This window comes from Chitinophaga rhizophila (assembly GCF_019492185.1).
Taxonomy (GTDB): Bacteria; Bacteroidota; Bacteroidia; order Chitinophagales; family Chitinophagaceae; genus Chitinophaga; species Chitinophaga rhizophila.
The window spans coordinates 133,504-160,391 of sequence record NZ_JAICCF010000002.1 but is presented as its reverse complement, the minus strand read 5'-3'; the positions used below and the strand labels follow the sequence as shown (position 1 = coordinate 160,391).

Genomic DNA, 26,888 nt, shown 5'->3' with positions numbered 1-26,888 from the left:
TTATTACACGGTTATCTTCTATCTCTGACAATTGTGATGTAACCTTTCGCTGTTTTAGCCCCACCCTCTATCGTAAGGATATAGTAGTAAGTGCCTTCTGCCAGCGGACTACCATTCATGGTACCATCCCAGTTATTGCTGTAATTTTTCTGGACGAATACCATACGGCCGGCGCGGTCAAACACTTTCACTTCATTATCAGGGTAGCTATCCAGGTTACGGATCAACCATTTATCGTTGATGCCGTCGCCATTAGGTGTGAGGATATTGATAGCGTCTACTTTGAAGTCTTCCACTACCGTCAGTGTAAACTCAGCAGTGTTGCTGCAACCTGCAGCGTTACTTACAGTTACACGGTAAGTGGTATTCTCCATTGGTCTTACTGTCAATGTTTCACTCTGCTGACCGCTGACAATACCATCTGCGTCATTCCATCTGAAGATAGTACCGCCGGTTGCTGTCAGACGTACCACATCTCCTTTGGAGACGGTAGCGCCTTTATCGCTGGTGATATCTACCTGACCGAGGGTAGCTACAGTAATAGTGAAGGAACGGCGTAATGTATCTACACCTCCGTTAGCTACACCACCATTGTCTTTAATGGTGACAATTACGGTAGATGCACCTGAAGCGCTGGCTTTCAGCTGATAGGTGATTAAACCTGCCGCGTCAATGCTCAGTTGATCGAAATTAGCCGGGTTGTCAGTGAGGATAGAGAAGCCGTAAGTCTGTGCCGGTTCAACCGCAGAAGCGCCTGTTGTCTGAACAGTGTGCGGTTGTGCATCCGGACAGATGGTTACATTATTGATGGCATTCAGCGTAGGTGCCTGGTTTACTGCAAGTACTTCTACAGTTACCGGTACAGCCGCGCTGGTGTTCAGTCCGTCGGAGACAGTTACTGTCAGCGTGATAGTGCTGTTTGCTTTCGCATTCAGTTTCGCCTGATCATTTACTGTCAGGTTACCATCAGCATCTATTGCCAGTGCCCCATTGGAATCATCAGTCACGATTGTCCAGTTCTGGAAGATACCGGAAGCATCGGTCGCTGTAACCTGACCTACCTGTGTACCTGCTGCGCTTCGTTCCAGTGCCTGGAATGCCAGACCTCCATCCACTACAGGAGCTGTAGCGTCGTAAGTCAGGGTCAGGATGTTGGAAGCCGTGTTAACATAATTCACCACGTTTACCACTTTGCCGGTTGGCAGCTGAATAGTTACGGTGCCATCAGCGGCTGGTGTAACCTGCAGGGTATAGGTGATATTGTCAGTGGTAGCCACGTTTGCAGCCGTTCCATTGGTAACAGTAAAGTCGTCTGCCGTCAGACCGCTGACTGCTTCATTGAACACGATAGATACCGTGAACGGAGCATTAACGCGGGAACCGGCGGTGGTAGACAGCTGTACCGATGGAGAACCAGTGTGAACAAATACACCGGTTGTGTTACCTGTGTTGCGGAGGGTAAGGTCTGCATCATTAGTAGCTGCATCCTGCAAGCTTGCGCCATTCAGGTTAAGCGTACCCAGTGCAATACCGTCGAGATCCATATCGCCCGGACGTACTACATATCTGAAACTTACTGAAGTAGCAGTTGCCGTTGTGTAGGATGCTCTTACCGTGCCGGTACCCAGCACTACGTTCAGGTAAGGATTACCTCCTGCAGTATTCAGGACGGTATTTTCATTGAAAGTAACGGTGAAGTTCAGTACGTCGCCTTCTTTGTAATAACCGTTCGCAGGAACTGTTACACTTGTTACTACCGGACGGGTAGCATCATAGGTCACTGTCAGCGTATTGGAAACCTGTGTGCCATTGTTACCAATGTTCACAGCTGCGGCAGCTGGTAACTGGATCGTTACTGCGCCATCAGTAGCCGGAGTGATCGTTACTGTGTAAATGATATTATCTGTTGTCTGTAAACCTGAAGCGGTACCGTTGGTTACAACGAAGTCTGCAGCCGTAAGGCCGGTTACTGCTTCACTAAAAGTAGCTGTTACTGTAAACGGAGCATTGTCTATAGCAGCTGCGGCAGTCAGCGTAACGGTAGCGCTGGTAGTATTCACTCTTACATTGGTAGTATTACCGATGTTATTGAGCGCCAGGTTAGCGTTATTAGTAGCCGCATCTCTCAGGGTCGCGCCATTCAGAGACAGGCTGTTTACCGCGATGCCATCCATATCCTGATCACCGGTTACTACGGTGTAAGCAAACTCCAGTTCGTCTGTACCACCGTTGCCAGTGTAAACAGCGTTCACGGTAGCTGCACCGATTGTGAGGGTCAGGTAAGGATTACCACCTGTAGTATTCAGGGTAACCTGCTCGCTGAACTTAACGCTGAAGTTAAGTACATCGCCGGCTTTATAATAACCATCAGCCGGAACACTTACAGCTGTTACTACCGGAGCAGTAGCATCGTAAGTAAGACTCAGGGTATTGGAAGCCTGGTTGCCATTGTCACCAATATTCACGGCAGCGTCAGCTGGCACACGTACAGTTACTGTACCATCCGCGGTTGGTGTAACCAGCACGGTGTAGGTAATGTTATCTGTAGTGGTCAGGTTGCTGAGTGTTGCGTTGGTTGCTGTGATATCTCCGGCAGTTAAACCTGTTACAGCTTCGCTGAAGATAATCGTAGCAGTAAACGGCGCATTGGTGCGTGCTGCCGCAGCAGTAGATACTGTTACTGTCGGACGTGTCGTATTAACAAACACGTTGTTGGTCGGATCGATGTTGTTCAGGGTGAGGTTAGCATTGTTGGTTGCTGCATCTCTGATAGCTGCACCATTCAGAGAAAGTGTACCAACAGCAATACCGTTCATATCCATATCGCCATCGGCTACAGTATAACTGAAGGTGTATGCATTGCTGCCAGCAGCAGCCGCGTATGCCGCCTGTACTGTTGAGGTACCTATCACTACACCCAGCGATGGTCTGCCACCTGTAATATCCAGGGTAACATTCTCGTTGAATGTAACGGTGAACAACAGTTGCTGACCCGCTTTATAATAACCATTCGCCGGAACGCTGACAGCCGTTACTACCGGAGCAGTAATGTCATATCCAACGCTCAGGGTGTTTGATGCCTGGTTACCATTATCGCCAATATTCACTGCCACATCAGCAGGTACATTCAACGTTACATTACCTTCTGCAGTTGGTGTAACCACTACATTAAAGGTGATGTTGTCAGTCGTCTGGAAGCTGCTGAGTGTAGCATTTGTTACTGTGATATCTGTTACTGCAAAACCAGTTACGGCTTCGCTGAAGGTAATAGTAGCAGTGAATGTAGTATTAGTAGTAGCAGCAGCATTGGTAGATACTGTTACTGTAGGATGTGTCGTGTTCACGAATACACCCGTAGTTGTACCCACACCGTTCAGGTTCAGGTTAGCGTTGTTAGTGGCTGCATCTCTGATGGTTGCACCATTCAGCGTGAGCGTACCTACTGCTATACCGTTCATATCCTGATCGCCGTTAGCCACCGTATAACTGAAGTTAAGGCCATTTGTACCGGAAGTACCTGTATAGGCTGCCTGTACTGTTGAAGTGCCAATCACCACACCGAGGGATGGATTACCACCGGTGGAATTGAGTGTGATATCTTCATTGAAAGTGACAGTAAAGCCTAAAGTCTGTCCGGCTTTGTAATAACCATTCGCCGGAACGCTAACAGCTGATACTACCGGAGCAGTAGCATCGTATCGGACAGTCAGGGTATTAGACGCCAGCGTACCATTGTTGCCAATGTTCATAGCTGCATCGGCAGGTAAGCTGATGGTAACGTTACCTTCAGCAGCCGGTGTTACTGTGATAGTATATGTGATGTTGTTGCTGGTCTGTAAAGTAGCAGCTGTACCATTGGTTACGGCAAAGTCACTCGCTGTAAGACCGGTTACTGCTTCACTGAAAGTAGCAGTTACTGTAAACGGTGCGTTCACAATAGCCGCAGCAGTCAGCGTTACCACAGGAGCCTGCGTATTCACTTTTACGTCGGTGGTATTACCTACGCCGTTCAGTGTCAGGTTTGCATTGTTGGTAGCAGCATCTCTGATAGTTGCGCCATTCAGTGCCAGCGTACCTACCTGGATACCATCCATATCCTGATCACCATCTACAACCGTATAGCTGAAGTTAAGTCCGTTTGAACCGGAAAGACCTGTGTAGGTCGCATTAACGGCAGCAGAACCGATCGTGAGGGAGAGGGTAGGATTACCACCCGTTGTATTCAGTATGATATTTTCACTGAATGTAACAGTGAAGTTCATGGCATCACCTGCTCTGTAATAACCATCTGCAGGCACAGTAACTGCCGTTACAGCAGGACTTGTACCATCGTAGGTCATGTTCAGGGTGTTGGATGCACTGTTGCCGTTGTCGCCGATGTTAACGGCTGCGTCAGCAGGTATGTTCAGACTAACCGCACCGTCCGCAGCTGGCGTAACCAACATGGTGTAGGTGATATTGTCTGTAGTGGTTACATTGCTGATAGCTGCATTGGTAGTAGCTACATCGCCGGCAGTGAAACCAGTTACTGCTTCGCTGAATGTAACAGTAGCGGTAAATGCTGCATTGGTCAGTGAAGGAGCAGTAGTGCTGATTGTAACGGTCGGGTGAGTGGTGTTGACTCTTACCAGGGTAGTGTTGCCAACATTATTCAGCGTAAGATTAGCATTATTTCCAGCTGGGTCGGCAATAGTTCCGCCGTTCAGTGCAAGTGTACCAATCTCGATACCGTTCATGTCCAGCTGGCCATCCAGGATGGTATAGCTGAAGTTTAGTCCGTCGGTGCCGTTTGCCCCTGTGTAGGTAGCTTTTACCGCCGTACTACCGATCGTCAGATTCAGTTCCGGAGAACCGCCAGTAGTATTGATAGTAATATTTTCAGACAGGCGAATAACGAAGTTCAACGCCTGACCTGCTTTATAATAGCCATTCGCAGGAACAGCTACAGCTGTAACCGCCGGCGCAGTAGCATCATAAGTACGCGTAAGCGTATTAGAAGCGGAGTTACCATTGTTTCCAATATTTACAGCAGCATCAGCTGGCACCGATATCGTCACTGTACCGTCAGCGGCAGGAGTGATATCTACGGTGTAAGTGATGTTGTTGGTAGTCTGTAAGTTAGCCGCTGTTCCATTTACCACTGTCAGGTCAGCTGCAACAAGTCCTGTTACGGCTTCGCTGAAGGTGATCGTAGCAACAATCGGAGCAACATTGGTTAAGGCTGAAGCAGTTGTGCTTACAGTAACTGTCGGGTGAGTCGTATTAACGAACACGCCCGTAGTAGCGCCAACACCATTCAGTGTCAGTGTTGCATTGTTTGCAGCAGCATCTCTGATAGTTGCGCCGTTCAGCTGTAAAGCTCCGATCTCGATACCGTTCATATCCTGGTCACCGTTCACAACAGTATAGCGGAAGGTGAGTCCATTGGTAGTCGAAGCGGTATTGTAGCGAGCTTGTAGCGTACTCGAACCAATTGTTATATTGATATAAGGAATACCGCCTGTCGTATTCAGCGTAATATCTTCGCTGAAAGTTACCGTGAAGTCCAGGTTTGTACCGGCATTATAGTATCCGTTAGCCGGAACGCTTACCGCGGTTACGGTAGGAGCAACATTATCATATAAGGTAGTCAGCACGTTAGAAGCCTGTGTCGGATTATTTCCAACGTTAACTGCTGCGTTAGCCGGTACCTGAACGGTCACATTACCTTGTGCGGCCGGAGTAACAGTAATCGTGTAAACGATATTGTCTGCAGTCTGCAAATTAGCAGCCGTTCCGTTAGTAACGTTGAAGTCGGTCAGTGCTACGCCGGTTACTGCTTCGCTGAATTTAGCAGTTACGGTAAACGGAGCATTTACGTTTGCACCTGCAGCTGTAGTCAGCGCAACAGTAGCGCTGGTAGTATTCACTCTCACATTTGCAGTGTTGCCTACGTTGTTCAGTATCAGGGTGGCATTGTTGGTAGCTGCATCTCTGATGGTAGCGCCATTGAGGCTGATTGTACCCACCTGGATACCGTCCATATCCTCATCGCCACTATTCACACTATAACTGAATACAATTCCGTCAGTACCTGATGTACCCGCATAACCAGCATTTACTGTAGCCGAACCGATAGTCAGGCTGAGGGTAGGTGTACCGCCGCTGGTGGTTACAATGATATTTTCGTTGAATCTCACCGTGAAGGTTAACGATCCATTTTCTCTGTAATAACCGTCTGCCGGTACAGAAACGGATGTAACTATTGGCGGAGTGATATCGAAAGTGCGGCTGATGGTGTTAGAAGCCGTGTTCGGGTTACCACCGATGTTGTTTGCCGTATTCGCAGGCAGCGTAGTCGTTACAGTACCATTGGCAGCAGGTGTTACTGTCAATGTATAGACAATATTGTCTGAAGTCTGAAGATTAGACACAGTTGCATTCGTAACTGTGAAGTCAGCAGCCACCAGACCTGTTACGGCCTCGCTGAAAGTAGCGGTTACTGTATACGGTGCGTTAATTACGGCATTGGCGGTAGTAGACAAGGTCACCGTTGGGATGACAGTATTTACCAACACACCTGTTGTAGTTGCTACATTTTGTAATGCAGTGGAAGCGTTGTTGCCAACGGCATCTCTGATGAATCCACTATTATTCTGTACGTTTGGCTGTACGCTGATACCATTATTATCGTCCTCACCTTGTTGCACTACATACGTGAACGTCAGTTCATCAGTGCCGGTTCCGCCGGTGTAAGGAACCTGTACGGCATCCAGACCGATGATGATATTGATATATGGAGTACCCGCAGCAGTGGTCACATTAACAACCTCATTATATTTAACTTTGAAGACCAGCGACATTCCTGCCCTGTAGTATCCATTTGCAGGAACACTAACACTGGTGATCTGCGGAGGAGTATTGTCAACAGTCCAGGTGTAGCTTGCTGCAGTTGCAGAAGTATTACCTGCCCGGTCAGTTTGTGTTACCAGCAGTGTATGTGTGCCATCAGCTATACCAGTAAAGGTCAGTGGTGTGCCTGCATTGGCATATCCACCACCATCCAATGACGTGCTGAATGTTGCACCGGCTTCGCCTGCGAACGTGAAGGTTGCAGTACTGGAAGTAGTTGCTGTAGCAGGGCCGGACTGGATAGTTGGGGCTGCCGGAGGAGTAACGTCATAAATAACAGTACTTCCCATTGAGATCGCATTGCCGGCTCTGTCCGAAACCCGGTAGCTAATAGTATGAGAACCTTCAACTGCCGGAATAGTCACATTCTTACTTGTTGCAAAAGGCTCTGGCGTACTGAAAGAACCTCCATCAATGGCAAAGCTCATATTGCCGATACCTGATGTTGCATCACTTGCAGTAAGCGTCAATGGCACAGTGGTCGTATTGATATATATGTTGCCACCATTCACCACTATAGTTCCGCTCGGCGGGTCTTTATCAATTAAGACTTCCTCTGACTCCTGCGGTGCGTTGCTAACAGCCGGAGAGATACTGCCTGCGTTGGCAACCAGTTTAATGGTACCTGAATTAGAACCTGAACCAGTGTTAACGGTTACCACATATCGGTTAGGTTCTGCCATAGCAGTGATGCTGGCAATGGATGCATCTGTGATACTTCCCGTAGTTACGAGAGAGAATGCATTTGCTCCTACGCCGCTCACGCTGCCACTATAGTAAACCTGGAAGTTGATCAGGTTGGCTGCGGTAGGATTAGGAGAACTGCTGTAGATATCCATTATCTGCGTCGTCGTCGGCGTAAGCATTACAATCTCCTGATCAACGCCGTCGGTAGCTAAAATGTGACCGGTAGACATTGGTACAACACCGCCGGGATAAGATCCCAGCCCATTATTAAGAGCATTGTACCGAACGGTTGAGCTGGTGAAGCTTGAGTCATTGTATCTGATGATGGATGCTACCTCCGGAGTGGCAGCATTGGTGGTTTCAATTGTATGAAGACGATCAAATTCATCAAATGCCAGTGCCACCGGTGCGCGTCCGATAGCGAAAGAAGAATCGCTGGTATACCATGGCGCGCGCAGTTTTGTAATTTTTCCTCCGCTATTCTCCAGGAAATCAGTAAAATAGATGTTGTTACGGGAATCTACAGCAAGTCCCGAAGGATAGCGCGATGTAGATTGAAGCGGCATACCGGTATACAGTGTTCTTCCAAGCCCATTGTTGCCTTCGCTGCCTGCCGGATACTTTCTAACGATGTAGTTACTGTTACCGTCAAATTCTAATGTGATCAGGTTATCGTCTTTATCAACGGCTAATCCTGATATAAATTTGCCTGCAAGTATCTTGCTGGGTGTGTAGGATGGGTAGGTGAGTTTAATAACCTCCCAACCTGGATTTACGTTGCTTGTAACAAAGATATCTCCGCGTGAGTTAACGGCAATACCATAAGGATACGAGGTATTATCGCTCTCAAGATCGGTCGGGATTTCCTGCCGGGAGCCGGTAAGTCCCACATACCTTACTACACGGTATTTGCCTGCTACGTTATTATACCGTATGGCAAAGAGATCGCCGCTTCCGTTGCGGGCAAGTCCCGTGTAGTAATAGCCGGTTTCAAGTACGCTCTTATTATATTGAGCGAAGCCTGTATGACCGGCTAAAATGAAGAAAAGTACCAGCAGGAGCCTGCTGATACATTTTGTAAATGTTTTACTCATAATTGAGGCTGTTAAATACAGAGAAAGGGATTTTGCCAACCTGACAACGATTCGTTGTGAATCGTTTCAAATTCCTTCGCGTCGTAACGCATACCTGTTCCCTGGTCAAGAATAAGTTTGTTTATTTTATTACCCGTTGTACTGATTTTCAAAATGTTAGCTGATGGCAGGGCAAATCCTGAAGCGGGGTAGAAGTTTTTTGGTCCTCTCGGGCCATCGACAACGCCTGTCCTAAGTTTTTGTTTTACCATATCCCAATCCTTTTTTAGCGCATGGGGCAACAGTTCGCGCCACATTAATCCTGCTTCATATCCCATGAGAGCAAAGATGTTGGCAGGCTGCTGAGCGACACTCTCAAACTTCTTAACAAACTGCTGATTAGCTTTGCCCTGATCTTCGCGCATCCACATCATGGAGGTATAGAGTTCCATATCGATGTGTTTCACATCTTCCAGTATATCGTCATAAGCCATGGTTTCATTGATCAGCAAGGGAATCTTTTTGTGATAGCCGCTCTGGATCCATTGCTGTAAAAAGAGCGTTCCCATGTTGCCTGCGAAAATGGCGTGTACATACGCTGGCGTGTCCTTTTCCAGGGATGCGAAAAAGTCAGTCAGATCAAACATTTTAGGGTTTTCGGATACATGGGGTAATACAGCCAGTTTAACCGCTGTGCCACCTGCAGCTGCTACTCCTTCCCTGAAGGCGCTATGCAGGTGATATCCTGCTTCGTACGCCGGGGCAATAACATACCCGCCATCTCCAAATTTGCCTTTTGCCCATTTGCCTAATGCAAATTGTGATTGCCATAGCTGATGGGAGGCATAGAATACCTCTGGACTGAGGTAAGGAAAGTGCGGTACATACTCGCCCATGTCAAAGAAGAACCCGGGACGCCTGGTATTTTCTAACACAGGGATGATCTCCGGTGAGACCTTATAACTGATCAAACCGGAGAGAATATCCACATTGTCAAAAAAAAGCAGTTTGCGTGCGGCCTTAACAGATGCGTCAGCACTTCCCATATGGGTGTACTCAGATGTAAACTTCACTGTTTTCTGTCGCGCGGGGTCAAGGCCCATACCAATCAGCCATCCTGTAACAAGATGAGCAGAATAATAGGGATATACACCGGAATAGGGAGTAAGGAACCCAATAGAAAGTGTCGATGGCATATTATAAGGTTAGTTACGGCTAGGGTAAACGCCTTCTACAGCGATGATATAGTTCATGCCGAGGTAAGGCTGCATAATATTGTGTGGCTGGCTGCCACCTGCAATACCGATGGTAACGGAACCAGTAACAGCGCCCGGAGCCAGGGTGGTAGTATTATCTTGTGCTGCATAACCTTTGATTTGCTGCGCTGCAGGACCACCTCCGATAGAAGGAAGTACAGCAGGTACCATAGTTACAGCAGGAGTATTGCTTGTACCAGGAGCAGTAGAAGCTGACGGTGTTGCTGTCAGGTTAGGCATAGCCACGTGGTTGTGTGCTGGCATCTCAGTAATGATCAGCGTATGGGTAGGTGCACCACCGATCTGGCCAAGATTTATAGGAGGTAATCCGGGACCCTGACCTGTTCCGATAGGAGCGCGTCCTCTGAGATCCGGTAATGCAAAAGTGGTTTGACCATTACCACCGAAGCTAGTTCCTAAGAGTGAAAAAAGAGCAGTGTTCTGAGAGATGGACATGATCTGTCCCATACATAAATACCAGCCTCTTGGCCCAAAATTACCCGCAAACAGCACGATGGCTGCGATAAAAGGTTCATACATGTTGATAGTGTTTATTGGTTTGTTTACTAATTAAAAAAGGTGGGTCATGTTAAATCAGGGAAGTGAATGACAGCGCCGTTTTTTTGAGAAGACAGCTGGGCCATAGGTCCGATCATACTGTTTGCAGCGGCTGCGTATACAGGCAGTTCCTGGTTGGCCGGCTGGGCAACTACGCTAACAAATTCCTGTAGAGCAATTGCATATCCATTGTTTGCCGCAGGTTTTCTGTAACGTGGAAGGTCTGCCTGCTGTGTGTATTGCTGAAGATAAGGTTTACCTGCCGCCCATGTCTGCGAGGCAGAATGCTGGTCTTTGAGGTAAATACTGTTGAACAGGTCTACCCAGGCTCCATTTGTTCCATTGATGCGGAAACCTGTTGAAATAGGCTGTTCCAATGACGATTCCATCTGAAGGGATAAAGTCTGCCCTTTTTTTGTGGTCAGGCGGATAGTACTGATCTCTCCTGTCTTAAAGAACAAAGTGTTACGGCCGTTTTTGGCAAACGGGCTATTGATCACATAATTCTGTTTTTCCTTAACTACTTCCAGAGAAACGTAAGGATTAGTACTGTTTACTCCCAGTATTCTGGCGGCAGCTAATGCCGGGTAAACAGGGTAAGAATTGGCTACCTGGCCGCCCGCTGTTGAAAGGTTATCGTGACGTGCGCCTGCATGTACAGATTCCAGTGTACCAAATACGCCTGTTGCAGCCATATGTGTGGCCGTCAGCAGGTCAGTCCGGTAACTATGCTCATCCAGCATAAAATACTGGCGGCCGGTTTGTCTGCTGATACGTACTATGTCCTGATGCTCTTGTATCGTGCTGCCCATTATAGCTCCGCATGCTACGTGTTTACCAGCAAGCATGGCAGCTTTGGCAATTTCGTAGTGCAGTTGCCATGGAGCGGCAATGATTACAGCATCAATATCCTTCCGGGATAATAGTGCGGTATAGCTTTCTTCAAAAACATCCGGGCGGCTGTATCCGGCATCATTGAACAGACGGAGTCCGGAGCGGATAGCGGCCGGATCAGTGTCGCAAATGGCCCTTACATCGATATCTCTGTGCTGAAGTGCCTGAGCGAGATATGCTTGTCCCCAGGGGCCAAGACCAATAAAACCGGTGCGTAAGCGGGAACCTGTCCCTGCCGTCATATAAGAAGGCAGAAAGGTAAGTACAGGGGATAAAATGGCGGCATTCTTTAAAAAATGCCTTCTGCTTGTATTATGCATAAGGAACTATTCCTGTTTTGGGTGTCATAGTGCAACAGTCCGTCGTGACAGTCTGTAGGTTCCAAATAATAGAAGAAAGCGCTCTCGTTCGCTGGTTCTTAGAAATTTTGGTTTGTCAATAGATTAGGGTCAAAATCCTCGTATACAAAAAAATGCGGAACAAAGATATATGTTCTTTTTTTTAGAAAGGAAATATTTTTTAGATGAGTATTTGTCGGTATGTGAAGGAAATCAGTTAGTAAGGAGTACTTATGTTGATTATTGTTTATACAGTTATAAATTAGAAATCGCAGATATGAGTTTCGGGTAACAATAAGAAAAGGGCGTGCCAGCTAGCTGATACGCCCTCTTCTTTTATATTCAGTTTTGCGCTTAATTTGGAAGTAATACTGTCCGTTTAAGGCAGGATCCATACTACTGACTAATTTCGTCTATAGCCGGCTTTACCCTGTGCCGGCCGGTAATATTCCCGGGTATTCACCCCGGCAGCCGTTGCATCTGCAAACTTCTTATTCTCATTATCTCCGCTTCCCTCTGTTGCGTCTCCTCCTACTTCTACGTAGACATAGTTCCGGTTCCCGATATTCCTGCCTCCATTTGGAGAGATGAAGATATTAGCATTGACGATCTGTTTGCCTTTCATACCGGTATAGCCATTGATGCGCAGGCTATTACCCTTTGTGCCGGCAACAGTATTATTGGTAATTCTGACAATTGCATTATCAGTGCCCCGCATGCTGATCCCATCACTCTGATTATTGATAAACAGGTTATTACTGATGATATGGGTGGCATTGTTCTCTCCGGAGCCATAGAACTGGCAAAATTCCCCCCAGCCGTCATGAACGTAGTTATCGTGTGTATTGGTATTTGTCGTACGTCCGCCAATGAGGATGCCGCCATTGTGTGCGGCGTTGTGTTGCGTACCCCAGTTAACTATCTCGTTATTGTAAATTTCCAGTCCGTCTATCGCGGCAGTCTGAATACCATCCAGTCCACTGTTTTTGATAAGATTGTTATAAATCTTTACACCCTGCCATTTGATGGGTTGTACGTAGTCGTGTCCAGTTGCAAACTTTGAGGGTGAACCGTAATACGGCTGATTAACAGTATGATCCCAGTAGGTGGCAGTGTGACCGATATACATCGCTTCATTCTTCGTATCGGTGATGGTCAGGTCATGTATGGAAAGATTGCGGATATATGTTTTGGGATAGGCAGTTGAAGGGTCTCCCTTCACAGGATCTGTCTTGGCAACGATACCATTACCACCATTTTGGATGGTCAGGAAACAGACTTCAACATTGTCTGTTTTATTTCCGAGTTGCAGTGCCCTGTAAGCTTCTCTTGCCGCCTGCACAGAACCGTTGATAACAAACTGATTTCTGTCAGACATACTACCGATGCGGATGTAGTGGCAGTTACTCAATTCGCAGGCAACAGACCAGCTGCCGCCATTCCAGCCGGGTTCTCCGATTTTCACTGTAGTACTTCTGTAGTTACGGATGATAATAGGTTTTTGAGCGGTACCACTCAGATTGCTGATCAGCACAGACTTGAAAGTACCTTTTAGCAGGAGGATGTCTCCGGGGCGATAAGTATTCTTTTTATTATCGATTACCAGCCGGCCGTTCTTGTCCGCAACCAGTACATGTTCTCTGGAAGATGCTGACAATGTATCCGTCAGGCTGAAGAGGGGCGTGTTGATGTTTGGGGCTAGTGTTGGTCCGGCGGTATAACTAACTACCAAACTCAGAAGGGCTGCTACGATCATTAGACTTCTAAGGTAGCGCTATTTTTCATCCGATGTCGTTGCCATCGCAGGAAAAATTTATACTTTCTGCGGGGCGTTTTGTTACAAGCTTAGTTATGAGTAAGATATGCAGTTGGCTGGAGCGGTTATGTTGATGTTATGGGCAGAGAGGCGTTGTTTGAATTTATTTTATGATGGCCGAAGCCGATCGGCTGGAACCGGAATTGATATAGTAAGCGTATATGGCGAAGCAAAGTGCAGGCATATTGTTGTACCGGCGTAGAGGCGGTGAGCTGGAGGTCTTTCTGGGGCATCCCGGCGGACCATTCTGGGCGAAGAAAGATCTTGGCAGCTGGTCGGTACCCAAGGGGGAATACGAGGAAGGGGAGGAGCCGCTGCATGCGGCTATCAGGGAGTTTGAAGAGGAGACCGGTTATCGCCCTGCAGGCGATTTTATACCATTGACCACTATCCGTCAGAAGGGGCATAAGGTTGTTCGTTGCTGGGCAGTAGAGGGGGACATGGATCCGGCAGCGATGATAAGTAATCTTTTTGAGATGGAGTGGCCGCCGCGGTCAGGTAAGATGAAGTCTTTTCCGGAGATAGACCGGGGCGGATGGTTTACCTTAGCGGAAGCACGTGAAAAGATACTTGAGCGGCAGCGTAGTTTTATTGACGAACTCGCAGAGATCACTGATGAATAGTCTCTACAACCTCCCCACTATCATGAAATACCTGTAGCAGGTTGACCCCCCTTTGGAGTATATAGACATATTGTCGTTCTGGCTTGATTTTTTAACTTAATGGTATATGGAAAATAATACTAAAATAACACTGAAGGTCACGAGTAGTGCCTTTAACCATGAAGGAATGATCCCCGCAAAGTACACCTGTGAAGGCGAAGAGGTGAATCCACCTTTGCAGATTGATCAGATCCCCTCCGGAACAAGATCGCTCGTTATCATCATGGAAGATCCGGATGCACCGAATGGTACATTTGATCATTGGTTGGTATGGAATATTCCACCTGCCAGCGCTATGATTGGTGGTGACAGTGTACCGGGAATCTGTGGTAAGAATGGAGGTGGAAATACGGGGTATTATGGCCCTTGTCCGCCGTCAGGGCAGCACCGGTATTTTATTAATGTGTATGCACTTGATACGATGTTGGAACTGGAGGGGGGAGCTGATAAGGCAGCGTTGAGGTCTGCTATGGAAGGGCATATAGTTGCCGAAGGTGTGTTGATGGGGAAGTATGGAAAGACAGGGCTTTAAGTAGTTGTTATAAATGATTACAGGCAATGACACATATGGTGATCATTGCCTGTAACTACCCATTTACACTTATGCCGGTTCCTCACTTGCCTGGGCATTAATTTTACTTTCTGCTATAATTGTAAGCAGTGCATCAGTTTCTTTTTCTTCAGTCAGAACTGTTCTGAGCAGATCTGCCACTTCAGTTTCACCTAGTGTGCTGGCGAGCGTCACCAGGCTACCGTAGCAGGCTATTTCATAGTGCTCTACTTTTTGAGCAGCGATGATCAGTGCGACATCCCGTTGCGCAGAACCTTCATCAGTTTCGTCGATTACCTGCCATCCTTCGTCAAACAGGCCTTGTAAGCCCATACTTGGTTCGCCTTCGGCGGGTATACCCAGCAGGTCGAATACCTGTTCCACAATCTTTACATGTTCTTCGGTTTGCTGTCTGTGCTGATCAAAGGCTTGAATCAGTTCAGTGTTGGTAGCAGCGCCGGTCATAGTGGAGAGGACATTTACCAGGTGTTGTTCTGACCAGTAAATTTCCTGCAACATAGTACTGAAGAATTGCTCCAGTTTTGTATTAGTAAACGTGTTGGATTGTATTTGCATAACCTGACGTTTTTAAGTTGTTCGTTAGTCTGATATCTATCCACCAAACTCCGATCCAATCTGTCTACCAAACTCCTCGTTACAATCGGGTTTTGACCTGGAAATTGGTGTTAAAAGGCAGCTCGAGGCTGTACTTGAAATATGTTGGGAGGGAGAGTAATATATACAGGTATAAAGTATTTATTATCAATAGAAAGGAGACTGTTAGATTGTTCAGTTAACAAAATTTTTACCCCTGATTTTTCCTTGTTTTTTCGCTCAGAAAATCGTAACTTTTGCTAAATTCTTACCTATGCAAATGACTGTGTTGTTAACCATAATTTCCACACTGTTGTTGCCATTTGTAACCATTGCACAGGTCCCGGAGGTAGCTCGTAGTAAAGCTTTTACGGATTCGGAGTATAGTTCGAGCCGTTTGTTGCTGATGAGTAACAGGAATACATTGTATTTCCAGTTCACTTATAGAAAGGGCATTAGTGTGACCGTGTATGATAGTTTAAGAAATGCAGCACCAGTTGTAAATAACGATGTGCGTTCATGGAAGAACAGGGACCTGTCGGAAGCGAATCTGAAAGGCGTGTTTGAAATGAACGGGCAGGCTGTTGTATTTCTGGAAATGACGGTACGGCGGGAGGTGAATTTGTATAGGTTTATCTTCGATGGACATACGGGCGGTCTGTTAAGTGAAGACCTGGTAGAGAGCAGAAAGATACCGGCAGTTGTATTATTACCTGCCAGGAATGTTATACCCAGGTACTATGTACGGAAGGATCCTGCATCAGCATTTTATGCCGTGGCGGTGTACAAGGACAAGAAGGTGGCCGGGGATGAACTGATCAGGGTGACGCACTATACGCCGGCACACCAGATTATTAGCAGGGCTACTTATACAGCAACAGGCGCTCCGTTCAGCCGGGTAGAATTTCTTGATATGTACGTGGAAGGTGGCAGGTTTGTGACGTTGGCTTCTCACCTGTACAAAGAGGGTTCTTTTGTGAGGAAAGGAGCTGCTGTTATGCTATCTGCCTTGCGGCAGGAACAGCATGATAGTTTCCAGCATGCTTTGCTGGATAGTACGGAGGATTACTGGGATGCAGCAGCTGCTATGAAATATAACCAGCATACAGGACAAATGTACCTGTTGACCAGTGTGCATGGTAATAGTGTCAGGGAGAAAGCAATTATGCGTCAGCATATTTTTGCTTATGATTATGCTTTGCAGATGACCGTTTTCGATCCTGTTTCATTACAGTTGCGCAGGCAATATTTTGTAGATCATCCGCAGCTGGATGCATATGTAAAACACCGCCTCAGGTATCGTAATGCTTATAGGGGCCTCATACAGGATTTTTACATCAATGATGACAATGGTGTAAGTCTGTTATTTGAGGAGATATATGTTGATGATAAAACTTCCGGGCCGTTGACAGCTATTGATTCCCTGACAGCTATCACCTCGTTGCAGAAAGGTTACCGTACGAGGTTGGGACAGATCGGCATCGTTAGGCTGGATGCTGATGGGAGAGAAGTAAGCAGTTATGCAATCGCGAAGTCGCAGCACGTCAATACAAAGATCGGGATGTACTATCAGTATCGCCGTCCTTATATGGATGTAAGCCTACGTGATCGCAAACCTTATCATTATGGCGACATTGCTGGATTTTATTCGTATGAGTACCTACCCGCGAAGGGGGTAGTTATTTATAATGATCGTGCTGCTAATGTTGCAAATCAGGAGCACGATTACAGGAAGATAAAAGATGTATATGCGATGAATGAAACGAATACTATGCTGGCTGTTTTTGATGGTGAAGAAGTGCGCAGGCAGTATCTATTCGGTGAGCCGGCAAATCAGCGTGAAGCCCGGTTCAGTGAGCTGGGAGTTAGTGCTTTCAGGGATGATGATATGCAGTATGCTACTGTGATGGTAGAACGCAAGGGCCGGGATCATAAGGCTTATATTGTGTGGGTCCAGTTATAGTAAAATGATTCACCTACCTTTGTAAGGTTAATCTCACACTCCTCATGAATATTACCAGCGAACAGTTAAAGGCAATTATGCCTGGCGCCACCACGACAAACATTCAGCAATACCTGCCATACCTGAATCAGGAAATGCCTGTGTACCAGATCAACACTCCTGCCAGAAGCAGCGCATTCCTGGCTCACCTGGCCCATGAAAGCGGACAATTCAGTGTGGTGACAGAGAATCTGAATTACAGGGCGGACAGACTACTGAAAGTCTTTCCGAAATATTTTCCTGATATGGCAGTTGCCCAGGCTTATGCGGGTAAGCCTGACAGGATTGCTAACCGCGTCTATGGAAACAGGATGGGTAATGGTGATGAAAGCTCCGGAGATGGATGGCGGTTTCGCGGTCGTGGGCTTATTCAGCTTACTGGCAGGAAGACTTATAGTGATTGCAGCAAGGCATTGACAGGGGATAGAAAGACCTTTCTGGATGCACCGGATCTGCTGACAACGCCACAATATGCGGTAGCCTCTGCCTGTTGGTTCTGGACAGTATATAAGGGTCTGAACCAGGTGGCTGATGAGCCGGATGCATGGTCTACAACTTACAGGGGTAAGGTCTATAATAAGTTTCAGTGGCTGACAATTAAAATCAATGGCGGACTGAATGGTTACGACGACCGGCAAGAGTTCTGGCAGCAGGCTAAAGCTGTGATTGCTTAGTATCGATTGACAATTAGTTGACACTTATTGATTGGGGCGATGCCCCAAAATCTGTATATTTGCATTCTTCCCATTAAATCATCATACTACTCCCATTGAATAACTTATTGTAAAACAAGCAATTGTAATTGCTGTAACTGGCAGTTGTGTTTGCTTTGGACATTATTTTAACTAAATCCGGAACCGGACAGGGCATTTATTGTTCTGACGGATCGGGATGTATTAGAAATGATTTAATAAGACATATATATGGATAAGCTTAAACTGAAATTACAGGAATATTATCAGCGCTGCCAGCGGCAGGAAACGCGTAGTAAGACCAGTAGGGAACAGGCGGGTGGAGCAAGTGTACTGGATATGGAAAATGATATTCTGCTACAGTTCGGCTTGCCTGCATCTAAACGTTTTGTGCAGATACTGCATGACTTTGTCAGCCAGCGTGAAGTAAATGAACATCTACTGGACTATGTGAGTAAGAAACTGCGTACAGCAGCCAGGAAGTATTTGCTGTCGCCTGTAATGTCTGATCTGGAGCAACTGGAGCAGGCTAAGGAGTTGAAGAAAACGCCATACGATCTGTTACCAGAGCTTGGGTATCCGGTAAATGATTATTCGGTTTTTATGATCGGGGAGCTGCTTTACCGAAGGAACATGATAGCGGCAGATGTACTTGACGAACTGAAGAAAGTCCAGTATGCTGATTGCTGGGATGATATGTTGTTACTTAGTAAGATTGTGCATTATAATACGCATGAACTTTATCACCGGATGAAGGAGCATGACCTGCGCTTCATTGATGATTTTGTGCAGCATTCACTTAAGCAGCATAATGCGAAAACAGCAGGTAAAAAGGCATTGCCAGCATCTGAGGGGTATACACCGAACCTGCGCATGGTAAACAAGTTGCAGGTTGAAGATATTTTGTTTGACGAGCAGCAAACGCCCAGTATCATTGGTAAGTTGAAATCTGGCAGCCGTTACCTCCGGGTAACAATGGTCATGGAATTTTCCCAGCTTACACAGATGTTGATGGCTTGCGGCGAAGCTGGTAATGAGATCAGCGTTTTCATCAAAAAGAGAATATCCGGAGCACAGAAGGGCAAACCGGTAGCTATAGATGTCAGGGCTGAATTTGGACAAATACTGCAATTGGATGATTGCTACCTTGAAGTGTATAAGCCGCAGCATCAGTCCAGAGGCAAGTGGGTAGAAACGAAGGATAATCTATATTTTGTTGACAAGATACTTTCCCGGAAGGAATACGACAAAAAGAATAAGGAAGCAGAAATAAGAAGTAAGATTGAAGAGTGCCTGGAACTAATTGGCGGCTCTTATGGATATTATCAACGGATGAAGAAGTTGGGTATTACAGATGAGGAAGCCAAGTTACGTGCTGGTCTGCAGGATGAATTATTATTTAAGTTGTCCACTTTTCTGCATAAGCTCCGGGACTAGCAGGTGGTGCGGTTGATATTACGCCGGCCTGGATGGATTACTATTTAAGTTGTCCAATTACTGTATAAGCTCAGGGCTAACAGTTGGTCCGGTTGATATCGCGCCGGCCTCGATGGATTACTATTTAAGTTGTCTAATTCTGCATAAGCCTAGGGTTAACAGTTGGTCCTGTTGATATTGCACTGGCGCGTGGATAATTATTATTTAAGTTGTCCAATTTCTGTGTAAGCTCAGCGGCTAGCAGTTGATCCTGTTGATATTGCGCCGGCACCTGGATGGATTACTATTTAAGTTGTTCTATTCTGTATAAGCTCAGAGGCAGTTGGTCCGGTTAATACCGCGCGCTGATATCTGGCAATATCGCCTGGACATGTGTATGATACTCTCTAAGTTGTCCAATTTCTTTATAAGCTTAGAGGCGAGCAGTTGGCCCAGTTGATATTGCACCGACACATGGATGGATTACTCTTAAGTTATCTAATTTTTGCATAAGCTCAGAGGTTAGCAGTTGGTCCGGTTGATATCGCGCCGGCACTAGATAAATAAACATGATGCTTGAATATTATTAAAAGATAAAAAGGTCTCGTGAAAACGAGACCTTTTCCGTTAGTTGGTTTTTGATTTAGATTGACTACAGTGAGTTACTGGTAGTCATGTAAAGTATATTTATCTATATTGTTCCCCCCTCTGATATCTTAAACCATATTGCAGGGTATGTATAGCGTGTTATCTCAAATTTCGTTTTAAATCCCTTTACCACCCAAGCTCTCATACTTATGTATGAGAAGCCTGGAAGTAAAGGACAACGTGCTTTTGCTTTTATCAATACAAACATACCACGAAAAGAAAATAGAAGTGTTAACCTCAGGTTAATCTAAAAGTTAACCCCTTGTTAACAAATGAATTAGCTGTCATAGTGTGTCTTAGATCATATGCAAAGACTATGAATTATTCCTGATAAATACGTTCCACAAGTTCTTTGTAAGACATATACATATGATGAAGGAAGATGTTCTTTCCGTCGAAGACATGCTTGCTATCATATGCAGCATCTGGATACAGTATTACAGGGGTGCCCGCAGGACTATAAGCATGGCTTTCTACAAAGGGGGGAGGTACATATTCCGGCATAGACTTTTTTACCAGTTTTGATAATCTTTTGCCTAACATTTTCTGCATACGCCGGCTTGCCTTTTTGCTGCTACGGTCTAGTTTATTGTACATACCTCCGACTATCAGCCGTATAAAGATGTTCTGCTTTTTAAGGGCATCTTTAACATTCATAAAAGGGTTTGGTGTATTGAAGTCATTGGTAGTCTGCAGAGAAAAAGGCGTTTCCGGTACCCAATCCCTTGTGTTCACTACACGAAAGCCCCAACCATTTCTGGTAATGTAGTCGAAATCATAGGCATAATAAAGATTGCCTGGTTTAGGCGCAGCACTACAATATGTTTTATATATAACGTCTTTCGGAAAATCAGGATCATCGAGGTATTGCAAATATGACCGTAGCAGAAAGCAGATAGCACCACCTTGGCTATGGCCGGAAATGAGAAACTCTTTAATGCCTTTTTGATGTAGCTCTTTGATATGTTTAACAATATCAGGTGCCATACTGGCAAGCGCCAATGTCCAGCCGGCATGCACAAATGCCTTATCCTCCTTTGCAAGCCGGTATTTAAAGATTGTACTATCATTTAATTGTAGTTGCCCGGAAGCTGGTATCATACCGGCAAAGAAATTCTCCATCCAGGACTCTTTATTGCCTACCGTCCCTCGAATACTGATGACAGCCGTCTGGTCATCACGTAACCACAAGTCCCAACGATTATGCAGCCCTGTCTCGGGAGACCGGTACATAAGTCTGGCATGCTCAGGGGGGACGATCTGGTTGTTAGTCCAAGGCGTATCAGCATGGAGGAAGTCGATAGCCAGCATATCAAGGTATTCTTTGGAATCAAATCCTGGTTTAAGATGTTGGGCTATTGCTAAATCAGGCATTAATAGAGCCAGGCACCCTGTAAGTACTAATCTGAGTAGGCGTTGATAAGCGGAATGGCTTTTGGATCTGCTAATTATATAAGTCTTCATATCCTGGCATATTGTATAAATAAAAATAGTCCATAGTGATGAACTATGGACTATTTTTTATTAGCCAGGGGCTATTGTCGTTATTGTAATACTTGTTCTGTACGTCCCAGTGATCCGTCTTCACCCATACCTTCTACTACTATACGGAAGCGTCTTGTAAAGTCGTTATTATAGAAGGAGACTTTAGCGGTGTGCGTCAGGGTATCTGCTACCAGGTTAGCATTCCAATAAAGCGTCAGCCTTTTGTCTTGTAGTATGTGAATGTCTCTACGAACGGTATAATCCGGTGCGTAGAACTCTTTCATGATGTTATAACCGCCTTTTCTGTATTTTTCAAATCCACGGGTATCCACATCATTTTTGCTGTCACCGCCTTTTCTGAGATATACAGCGATAGCACCTGAGCTACCACCAAAGCCACCAACAAACGTCGGGCGTAATACTTTAATAAATGCTACGTCGCCGATATTGATATTGCTCAGCATATTTACGTTGGTAGGCATTTCATTCAGGAATAATACCGGAGGACCACCGCGCCATTGCATAGTCGGACCAGTTGTAGGATCAGACAGGTTAATAGTCAGACCTGGAACTTTAGACTGGAGGTATTGGAAGATACTCAGACTACCTACTTCATCTCTGGTCAGGTCGAAAGAATAACCATCACCTGCATGGAACATACCAGTTGTATAACGGGCTTCAACACTTTCAGTCTTGTTGAGGCGTTTCTCGCGTATGTTAATCTCTTTCAGGAAGATCGGTTTGTTCTGAATAGATTTGTTTACAGCGGTATTTTCAGCTACAGTAGACAAATAGGTATTCAGTACTCTTGATTCAATTTCCACACCTGTTCTGAAAGGATAAGGCAGGGTAACGTTACTGGTCGTTTCAAAGAAGTGAGGCTCAAACTTCACAGCAACGTCTTTCCATGATTTATTAGGATCGTTCGCACGATAGAATACGTTGATAGTATCTACGAATTGCAGACGATCTACGGCAAATTCACCCTTATCGTTGGTAGTCACAGAGGAGAAGGCAGTAGAAGTATCGATAGGCTGCTTGAGGATAAAGTCTACTTTACCATTGGCAAGCGCAGAAGCCCCTTTGTTGGTAGTAGCGAGGCCCTTTAACAGCAAGCCCTGTTCATAAGGGAACTTGATGTCAGGCATATAGTTATGCAGTACTTTGTCCCAGCTAAATCTTCTCCATCCATTGGTCATCATCACCAGATCCAAACCTGCAAGGGTAGTAGGATCAGCATCTTTAAAATATTGAGAAGGGTTAGCGATGTAGCCTTTCAGATCGGAGGTCAGCAGCAGGTTGGAAAGGATATTATTCTCGTCCTGATCTTTTACAATATTATCTGCATCTGTAATTGATACCGATAAGCTTGTCAGCATTGTATCCGGAATCTTGATCTCCAGGGTGTTTTTCTGTCTTGGCTGTGTATTAATAGCCATATTCTGCAGGTTCAGGGACAGGAAGTCGTTCTTTCTAACGAAAGCCAGTCTTTCTGCCAATGGCAAACCATCGCTGTTGAATACTGTCAGCTGAAGAATACCAGATGGTAGTTCTTTGGTAGGAATGAAACCACTCATTTGACCTTCTCCGGCGTTCAGCTTAGCCTTGTACACGATGTGTTGCTGCATCTGTGCAACGATCATCATATTATTGTACATCGGATTGTCTTTAGTCGCGGGAGATGTCTGATAGAATATACGGGTTCCCTTGTTAAAAACTTTCATCCCTACGCCTGTTGTTTTGACAACAGGTAATAGAACGGTTTTTTGCAGGCCCTTATTAGTTTGCATCAGCGCCTTATAGGTCTCGCCTGCAGCCGGAGTTAGTTCAAACATACCCATACCGTCACGGGTAGTTTTAACCTGTGCAACCGTTTCGCCTTTCAAATTCTGGATAATACCATTTGCTTCTGTGGGATAGCCCTGTTGATCAATTGCTTTAAATGCAACACGGCCTGGGATACCAGCGACCAGGTTACCGCCTTCCGGGAAAAAGTTTACTGCAAAATCAGCAGAAGCTGGTCTTGCTGCAGGCCCTGCCGGTTTAGCGGGGTCAAATATTTCAATGCTTTTATAGAAAAGATAGTCAGCGTCAAAGTTCAGCATCCATGCGGTATATGCACGCAGCTGATATTGACCTGGTTTCTGATGCTCCGGCAACTCAAATGAACCAGAACCGGTTGCACCACCGACGGAGATCAGTCGTTTACTTACCACGTTCCCGCCTTTATCAACCAGTTCTACATACAGGTTGGTAGCAGAAAGAGATGGCTGGCCTTGTAGCAAAACATACGCTTTGAACCACATGGTTTCCCCAGCGGCATAATAATCTTTATCCAGGTGCAGGTAGACCTTTTCCTGGGGAAAGCGTTTGCTGTACAGTTCCAAGGCTTCAGTGATTTTATCCTGCCATTCGTCGGCAGGGTAAAATGCAAGGGCACCTGTAATCCCGAGCAGACACGCGGGAAGGAGCCACTTAAAGCGTTTTTTGTTTTTAGAGAACACAGATTGCATGTGGAACAACATTTTGCGACAATATAGTATCAAAAAATATAATATGCAAAATAGACTGAAAAATTAATATATGCAAATAATGTTATTGGTAGCTAATAAATTAGAATGTCCCAGCTTTGAATTATTATTGTGACAGGAATGTGAATTTTGCACAACTCGTTTTATAAGATAATGATAAACAAGAGATTAGTAGTTATTGGAGGAGGAGCAGCCGGTTTTTTTTGTGCGGTAAACGCTGCTCGGCTTCATATTGACCTGGAAGTCATACTGATAGAAAAAAGTAGTAAACTTTTATCTAAAGTGAAGGTTTCTGGAGGAGGAAGGTGTAATGTGACCCATAATGCCCCAGACATATTATATATGTCTAAACGCTATCCGAGAGGGCAGCATTTTGTTAAAAAGGCCTTTAACCGGTTTTTTGTACCTGATACTATTTTATGGTTTAAGGAAAGGGGTGTTTCACTCAAAGCCGAAGCTGATGGCAGAATGTTTCCTGTCACAGATAGTTCGCAGACAATTATTGACTGTATGCTTCGAGAAGCTGATAAATATGGAGTTAAAATAAGAATGAATGCGGCAGTAACTGCAATAATCAAAGACGGGGATGACTGGAACGTTCAATTACAAGACGGCAGTTCGTTAAAAGCCACCTATGTCTGCGTAGCTGCCGGCGGCTATGCTCAGGTAGACAAGTTTACATGGCTGAAAGCAGCTGGTCATCAGATCATTGATCCGATGCCTTCCCTTTTTACATTTAATATGCCAGGCAATCCTATTACTGCTCTAATGGGTATTAGTGTGGAAGAAGCTATGGTTAAAGTAGCAGGTACTAAACTCCTTGAAAAGGGTCCTTTGCTTATTACCCACTGGGGAATGAGCGGACCCTGCATATTGAGGCTTTCTGCGTGGGGGGCACGCGAACTTGCGGCTATTCAGTATCAATTTGTAGCAATCATTAACTGGTTACCAGCATTTAATGAAAATACCTTGAGAGATGAAATTCAGGGGTTGAGGTTCTCCCTTGGCGGTCAGAAGATGCATAATAAAAATCCTTTTGGTCTGCCGCAACGCCTTTGGCAATTCTTATTACAGCAGTCTGGCATTGCAGAAGAAATTCGTTGGGCGGATATGCCATCGAAAGAGCAGCATAAACTAACTAAATTGCTGACTGCTATGGAATGCCCTGTAAAGGGAAAGACTACGTTTAAAGAAGAATTTGTCACTTGCGGGGGTGTACAATTATCAGAGATAGACCCTTCCACAATGGAAAGCCGATTGGCACCTGGATTATTTTTTGCAGGTGAAATAATGGATGTTGACGGTATAACTGGGGGATTCAATTTTCAGCATGCCTGGACAAGTGGCTGGATTGCTGCGCAACTCGGTCAGAAGGCATAAGCCTGGATTATCCATGAGGAGTGACAGGATGTCGAAAGCGGCTGGTGAGTAATTGCGGATAGCCATAGATAATTGTACTGGCCTATTTACCGGGCGTACCTTATCTATGGCTTCTTTAGGCGCTTAAATTTTCGACATTAGGTAATGCCAATCATACCGCATGTTGTTGCTTTAAGGCTAATCTGAAGCTTTCAATAATAGGTTCACGGTTAGTTTTACTGGCTGAACGGCCATTTCTTGCTGATACAATTGTCCTTAGTCCCTGATTATAAATAATGTATACCGGTTTCATAATCTTTGTCCAGCGCATTTAATAGTCGTTCAAAATCCCCTGGATTCTTTACAAAGTCAGTTTTGGTCATATCAACCATTAACACACGTACAGGATGTTGCCGTATATACTGCATATACATATCATGAACGCTGGTCAGGTATTGATCTTCTATTTGCTGTTCATAAGAGCGATTGCGGTGCTTAATGTTTAGCTGTAGTTTACTGACAGGCGCATTCAAAAATATTAACAGGTCTGGCTGTACCAACTGAGGATTGATGATATCGAACAGTTTGTGATACAGGCTATATTCTTCTTCTTTAAGATTAATTTTGGCAAATAAAAGACTCTTTATAAAGAGGTAATCAGATACTACCAGATTGCTGAACATATCCTGCATCTGCAGCATTTCTTTTAACTGCTTATAGCGCTCTGCCATGAAGAAGAGCTCAAGCGGGAAGGCGTATTGCTGAGGCTTTTCATAGAATTTGGGCAAAAACGGGTTATCTGCAAATTCCTCCAGAATCAGTTTAGCGCTCAGATGTGCGGAAAGTTTGTTTGCTAAAGTCGTCTTGCCTGCGCCAATATTCCCTTCTATTGTAATATATCTATATTTCATGAACCAGTTGAATAGTTTATCCTGCACTTTCATATTTTCTCGCAGGCAGTTGATCTGTACAATTTTGAAGCAGTATCCTGACGGTTTGATGCAACACAGGATGTTCCCATTCAGGAATGATTTCCTGTAACGGAACCAGTACAAACTGGCGGAACTGCATCTGGGGATGCGGTACTTTCAGGTCTGGCATATTGATAATAGCGTCATTATAGAATATGATATCAATATCTATTACCCGGGCTCCCCATTTCTGCCGGCGCACCCGGCCTATCTGTTGTTCTATCTCCAGGACAGTATGCAGAAGCGTTCGTTCGTCCATGTCAGTGGAAACAAAAAGAGCCTGATTCAGGTAGTCTGGTTGCGCTACATCGCCCCAGGCAGCTGTCTCATATAGCGACGAAATCTTAACGATCTGTCCTATTTCCTCATTTATCCGCCTGACTGCCTCCCGGAGATGACCTGTACGGTCCCCAAGATTGCCACCTATAAGTAATATTGCTTTATTCATGTATCTTCAACAGCCCA

The 26,888-nt window shown here is 45.4% G+C and carries 16 protein-coding genes; 6 read left to right on the top strand and 10 right to left on the bottom strand.

Features of this window, described 5'->3' with window-relative positions; translation table 11 throughout:
* Nucleotides 1-11: 11 nt before the first annotated feature.
* From K1Y79_RS09630 to K1Y79_RS09610, 5 genes are all read right to left on the bottom strand, one after another.
* Nucleotides 12-8,672: an Ig-like domain-containing protein gene (locus tag K1Y79_RS09630; protein WP_220249810.1), complete on the bottom strand. Its 8,661-nt coding sequence runs from the start codon at nucleotides 8,670-8,672 to the stop codon at nucleotides 12-14.
* A gap of 11 nt (nucleotides 8,673-8,683) precedes the next feature.
* Nucleotides 8,684-9,847 (bottom strand): ABC transporter substrate-binding protein, encoded by a 1,164-nt coding sequence (locus tag K1Y79_RS09625; protein WP_220249809.1) that lies wholly within the window; start codon nucleotides 9,845-9,847, stop codon nucleotides 8,684-8,686.
* A gap of 9 nt (nucleotides 9,848-9,856) precedes the next feature.
* On the bottom strand, nucleotides 9,857-10,447 hold the full coding sequence (locus K1Y79_RS09620; protein ID WP_220249808.1) for a phage tail protein: 591 nt from the start codon (nucleotides 10,445-10,447) through the stop codon (nucleotides 9,857-9,859).
* 44 nt (nucleotides 10,448-10,491) lie between these two features.
* A complete protein-coding gene (locus K1Y79_RS09615) occupies nucleotides 10,492-11,679 on the bottom strand; it encodes a Gfo/Idh/MocA family protein (protein WP_220249807.1) in 1,188 nt (395 codons plus the stop codon).
* A gap of 421 nt (nucleotides 11,680-12,100) precedes the next feature.
* Nucleotides 12,101-13,453: a right-handed parallel beta-helix repeat-containing protein gene (locus tag K1Y79_RS09610; protein ID WP_220249806.1), complete on the bottom strand. Its 1,353-nt coding sequence runs from the start codon at nucleotides 13,451-13,453 to the stop codon at nucleotides 12,101-12,103.
* A 221-nt stretch (nucleotides 13,454-13,674) separates the two neighbouring features.
* On the opposite strand from K1Y79_RS09610, the gene K1Y79_RS09605 reads away from it, so the two are divergent.
* Together K1Y79_RS09605 and K1Y79_RS09600 are read left to right on the top strand one after the other, a co-directional pair.
* Nucleotides 13,675-14,136: an NUDIX domain-containing protein gene (locus K1Y79_RS09605; RefSeq protein WP_220249805.1), complete on the top strand. Its 462-nt coding sequence runs from the start codon at nucleotides 13,675-13,677 to the stop codon at nucleotides 14,134-14,136.
* 106 nt (nucleotides 14,137-14,242) lie between these two features.
* On the top strand, nucleotides 14,243-14,707 hold the full coding sequence (locus K1Y79_RS09600) for a YbhB/YbcL family Raf kinase inhibitor-like protein (protein WP_220249804.1): 465 nt from the start codon (nucleotides 14,243-14,245) through the stop codon (nucleotides 14,705-14,707).
* A gap of 69 nt (nucleotides 14,708-14,776) precedes the next feature.
* Here the strand turns inward: K1Y79_RS09600 and K1Y79_RS09595 are convergent, their stop codons facing one another.
* Nucleotides 14,777-15,301 (bottom strand): YciE/YciF ferroxidase family protein, encoded by a 525-nt coding sequence (locus K1Y79_RS09595; RefSeq protein WP_220249803.1) that lies wholly within the window; start codon nucleotides 15,299-15,301, stop codon nucleotides 14,777-14,779.
* A 292-nt stretch (nucleotides 15,302-15,593) separates the two neighbouring features.
* Here K1Y79_RS09595 and K1Y79_RS09590 point away from each other — a divergent pair, with 292 nt between their 5' ends.
* The 3 genes from K1Y79_RS09590 (at nucleotide 15,594) to K1Y79_RS09580 (ending at nucleotide 19,450) form a co-directional block, all read left to right on the top strand.
* Nucleotides 15,594-17,282 carry a hypothetical protein gene (locus tag K1Y79_RS09590; protein WP_220249802.1) on the top strand — a complete coding sequence of 563 codons (1,689 nt, stop codon included), beginning with the start codon at nucleotides 15,594-15,596 and terminating at the stop codon, nucleotides 17,280-17,282.
* Between the two features lie 44 nt (nucleotides 17,283-17,326).
* Entirely contained in the window at nucleotides 17,327-17,995 is a 669-nt protein-coding gene (locus K1Y79_RS09585; RefSeq protein ID WP_220249801.1) for a glycoside hydrolase family 19 protein, read from the top strand.
* A gap of 249 nt (nucleotides 17,996-18,244) precedes the next feature.
* Nucleotides 18,245-19,450 carry a hypothetical protein gene (locus K1Y79_RS09580; RefSeq protein WP_220249800.1) on the top strand — a complete coding sequence of 402 codons (1,206 nt, stop codon included), beginning with the start codon at nucleotides 18,245-18,247 and terminating at the stop codon, nucleotides 19,448-19,450.
* 948 nt (nucleotides 19,451-20,398) lie between these two features.
* On the opposite strand, the gene K1Y79_RS09575 is transcribed toward K1Y79_RS09580, so the two are convergent.
* Together K1Y79_RS09575 and K1Y79_RS09570 are read right to left on the bottom strand one after the other, a co-directional pair.
* The gene (locus K1Y79_RS09575) at nucleotides 20,399-21,541 is read right to left on the bottom strand and encodes a lipase family protein (protein ID WP_220249799.1); all 1,143 of its coding nucleotides are present in this window, start codon (nucleotides 21,539-21,541) and stop codon (nucleotides 20,399-20,401) included.
* An 80-nt stretch (nucleotides 21,542-21,621) separates the two neighbouring features.
* Nucleotides 21,622-24,075, bottom strand: coding sequence for an MG2 domain-containing protein (locus K1Y79_RS09570; protein WP_220249798.1), 2,454 nt, complete (start codon nucleotides 24,073-24,075; stop codon nucleotides 21,622-21,624).
* Nucleotides 24,076-24,246: 171 nt separating this feature from the next.
* Here K1Y79_RS09570 and K1Y79_RS09565 point away from each other — a divergent pair, with 171 nt between their 5' ends.
* Nucleotides 24,247-25,473 (top strand): BaiN/RdsA family NAD(P)/FAD-dependent oxidoreductase, encoded by a 1,227-nt coding sequence (locus K1Y79_RS09565; protein WP_220249797.1) that lies wholly within the window; start codon nucleotides 24,247-24,249, stop codon nucleotides 25,471-25,473.
* 266 nt (nucleotides 25,474-25,739) lie between these two features.
* On the opposite strand, the gene K1Y79_RS09560 is transcribed toward K1Y79_RS09565, so the two are convergent.
* Together K1Y79_RS09560 and folK are read right to left on the bottom strand one after the other, a co-directional pair.
* Nucleotides 25,740-26,363 (bottom strand): deoxynucleoside kinase, encoded by a 624-nt coding sequence (locus K1Y79_RS09560; RefSeq protein WP_220249796.1) that lies wholly within the window; start codon nucleotides 26,361-26,363, stop codon nucleotides 25,740-25,742.
* Between the two features lie 16 nt (nucleotides 26,364-26,379).
* Nucleotides 26,380-26,871: a 2-amino-4-hydroxy-6-hydroxymethyldihydropteridine diphosphokinase gene (folK, locus tag K1Y79_RS09555; protein WP_220249795.1), complete on the bottom strand. Its 492-nt coding sequence runs from the start codon at nucleotides 26,869-26,871 to the stop codon at nucleotides 26,380-26,382.
* Nucleotides 26,872-26,888 lie beyond the last annotated feature (17 nt).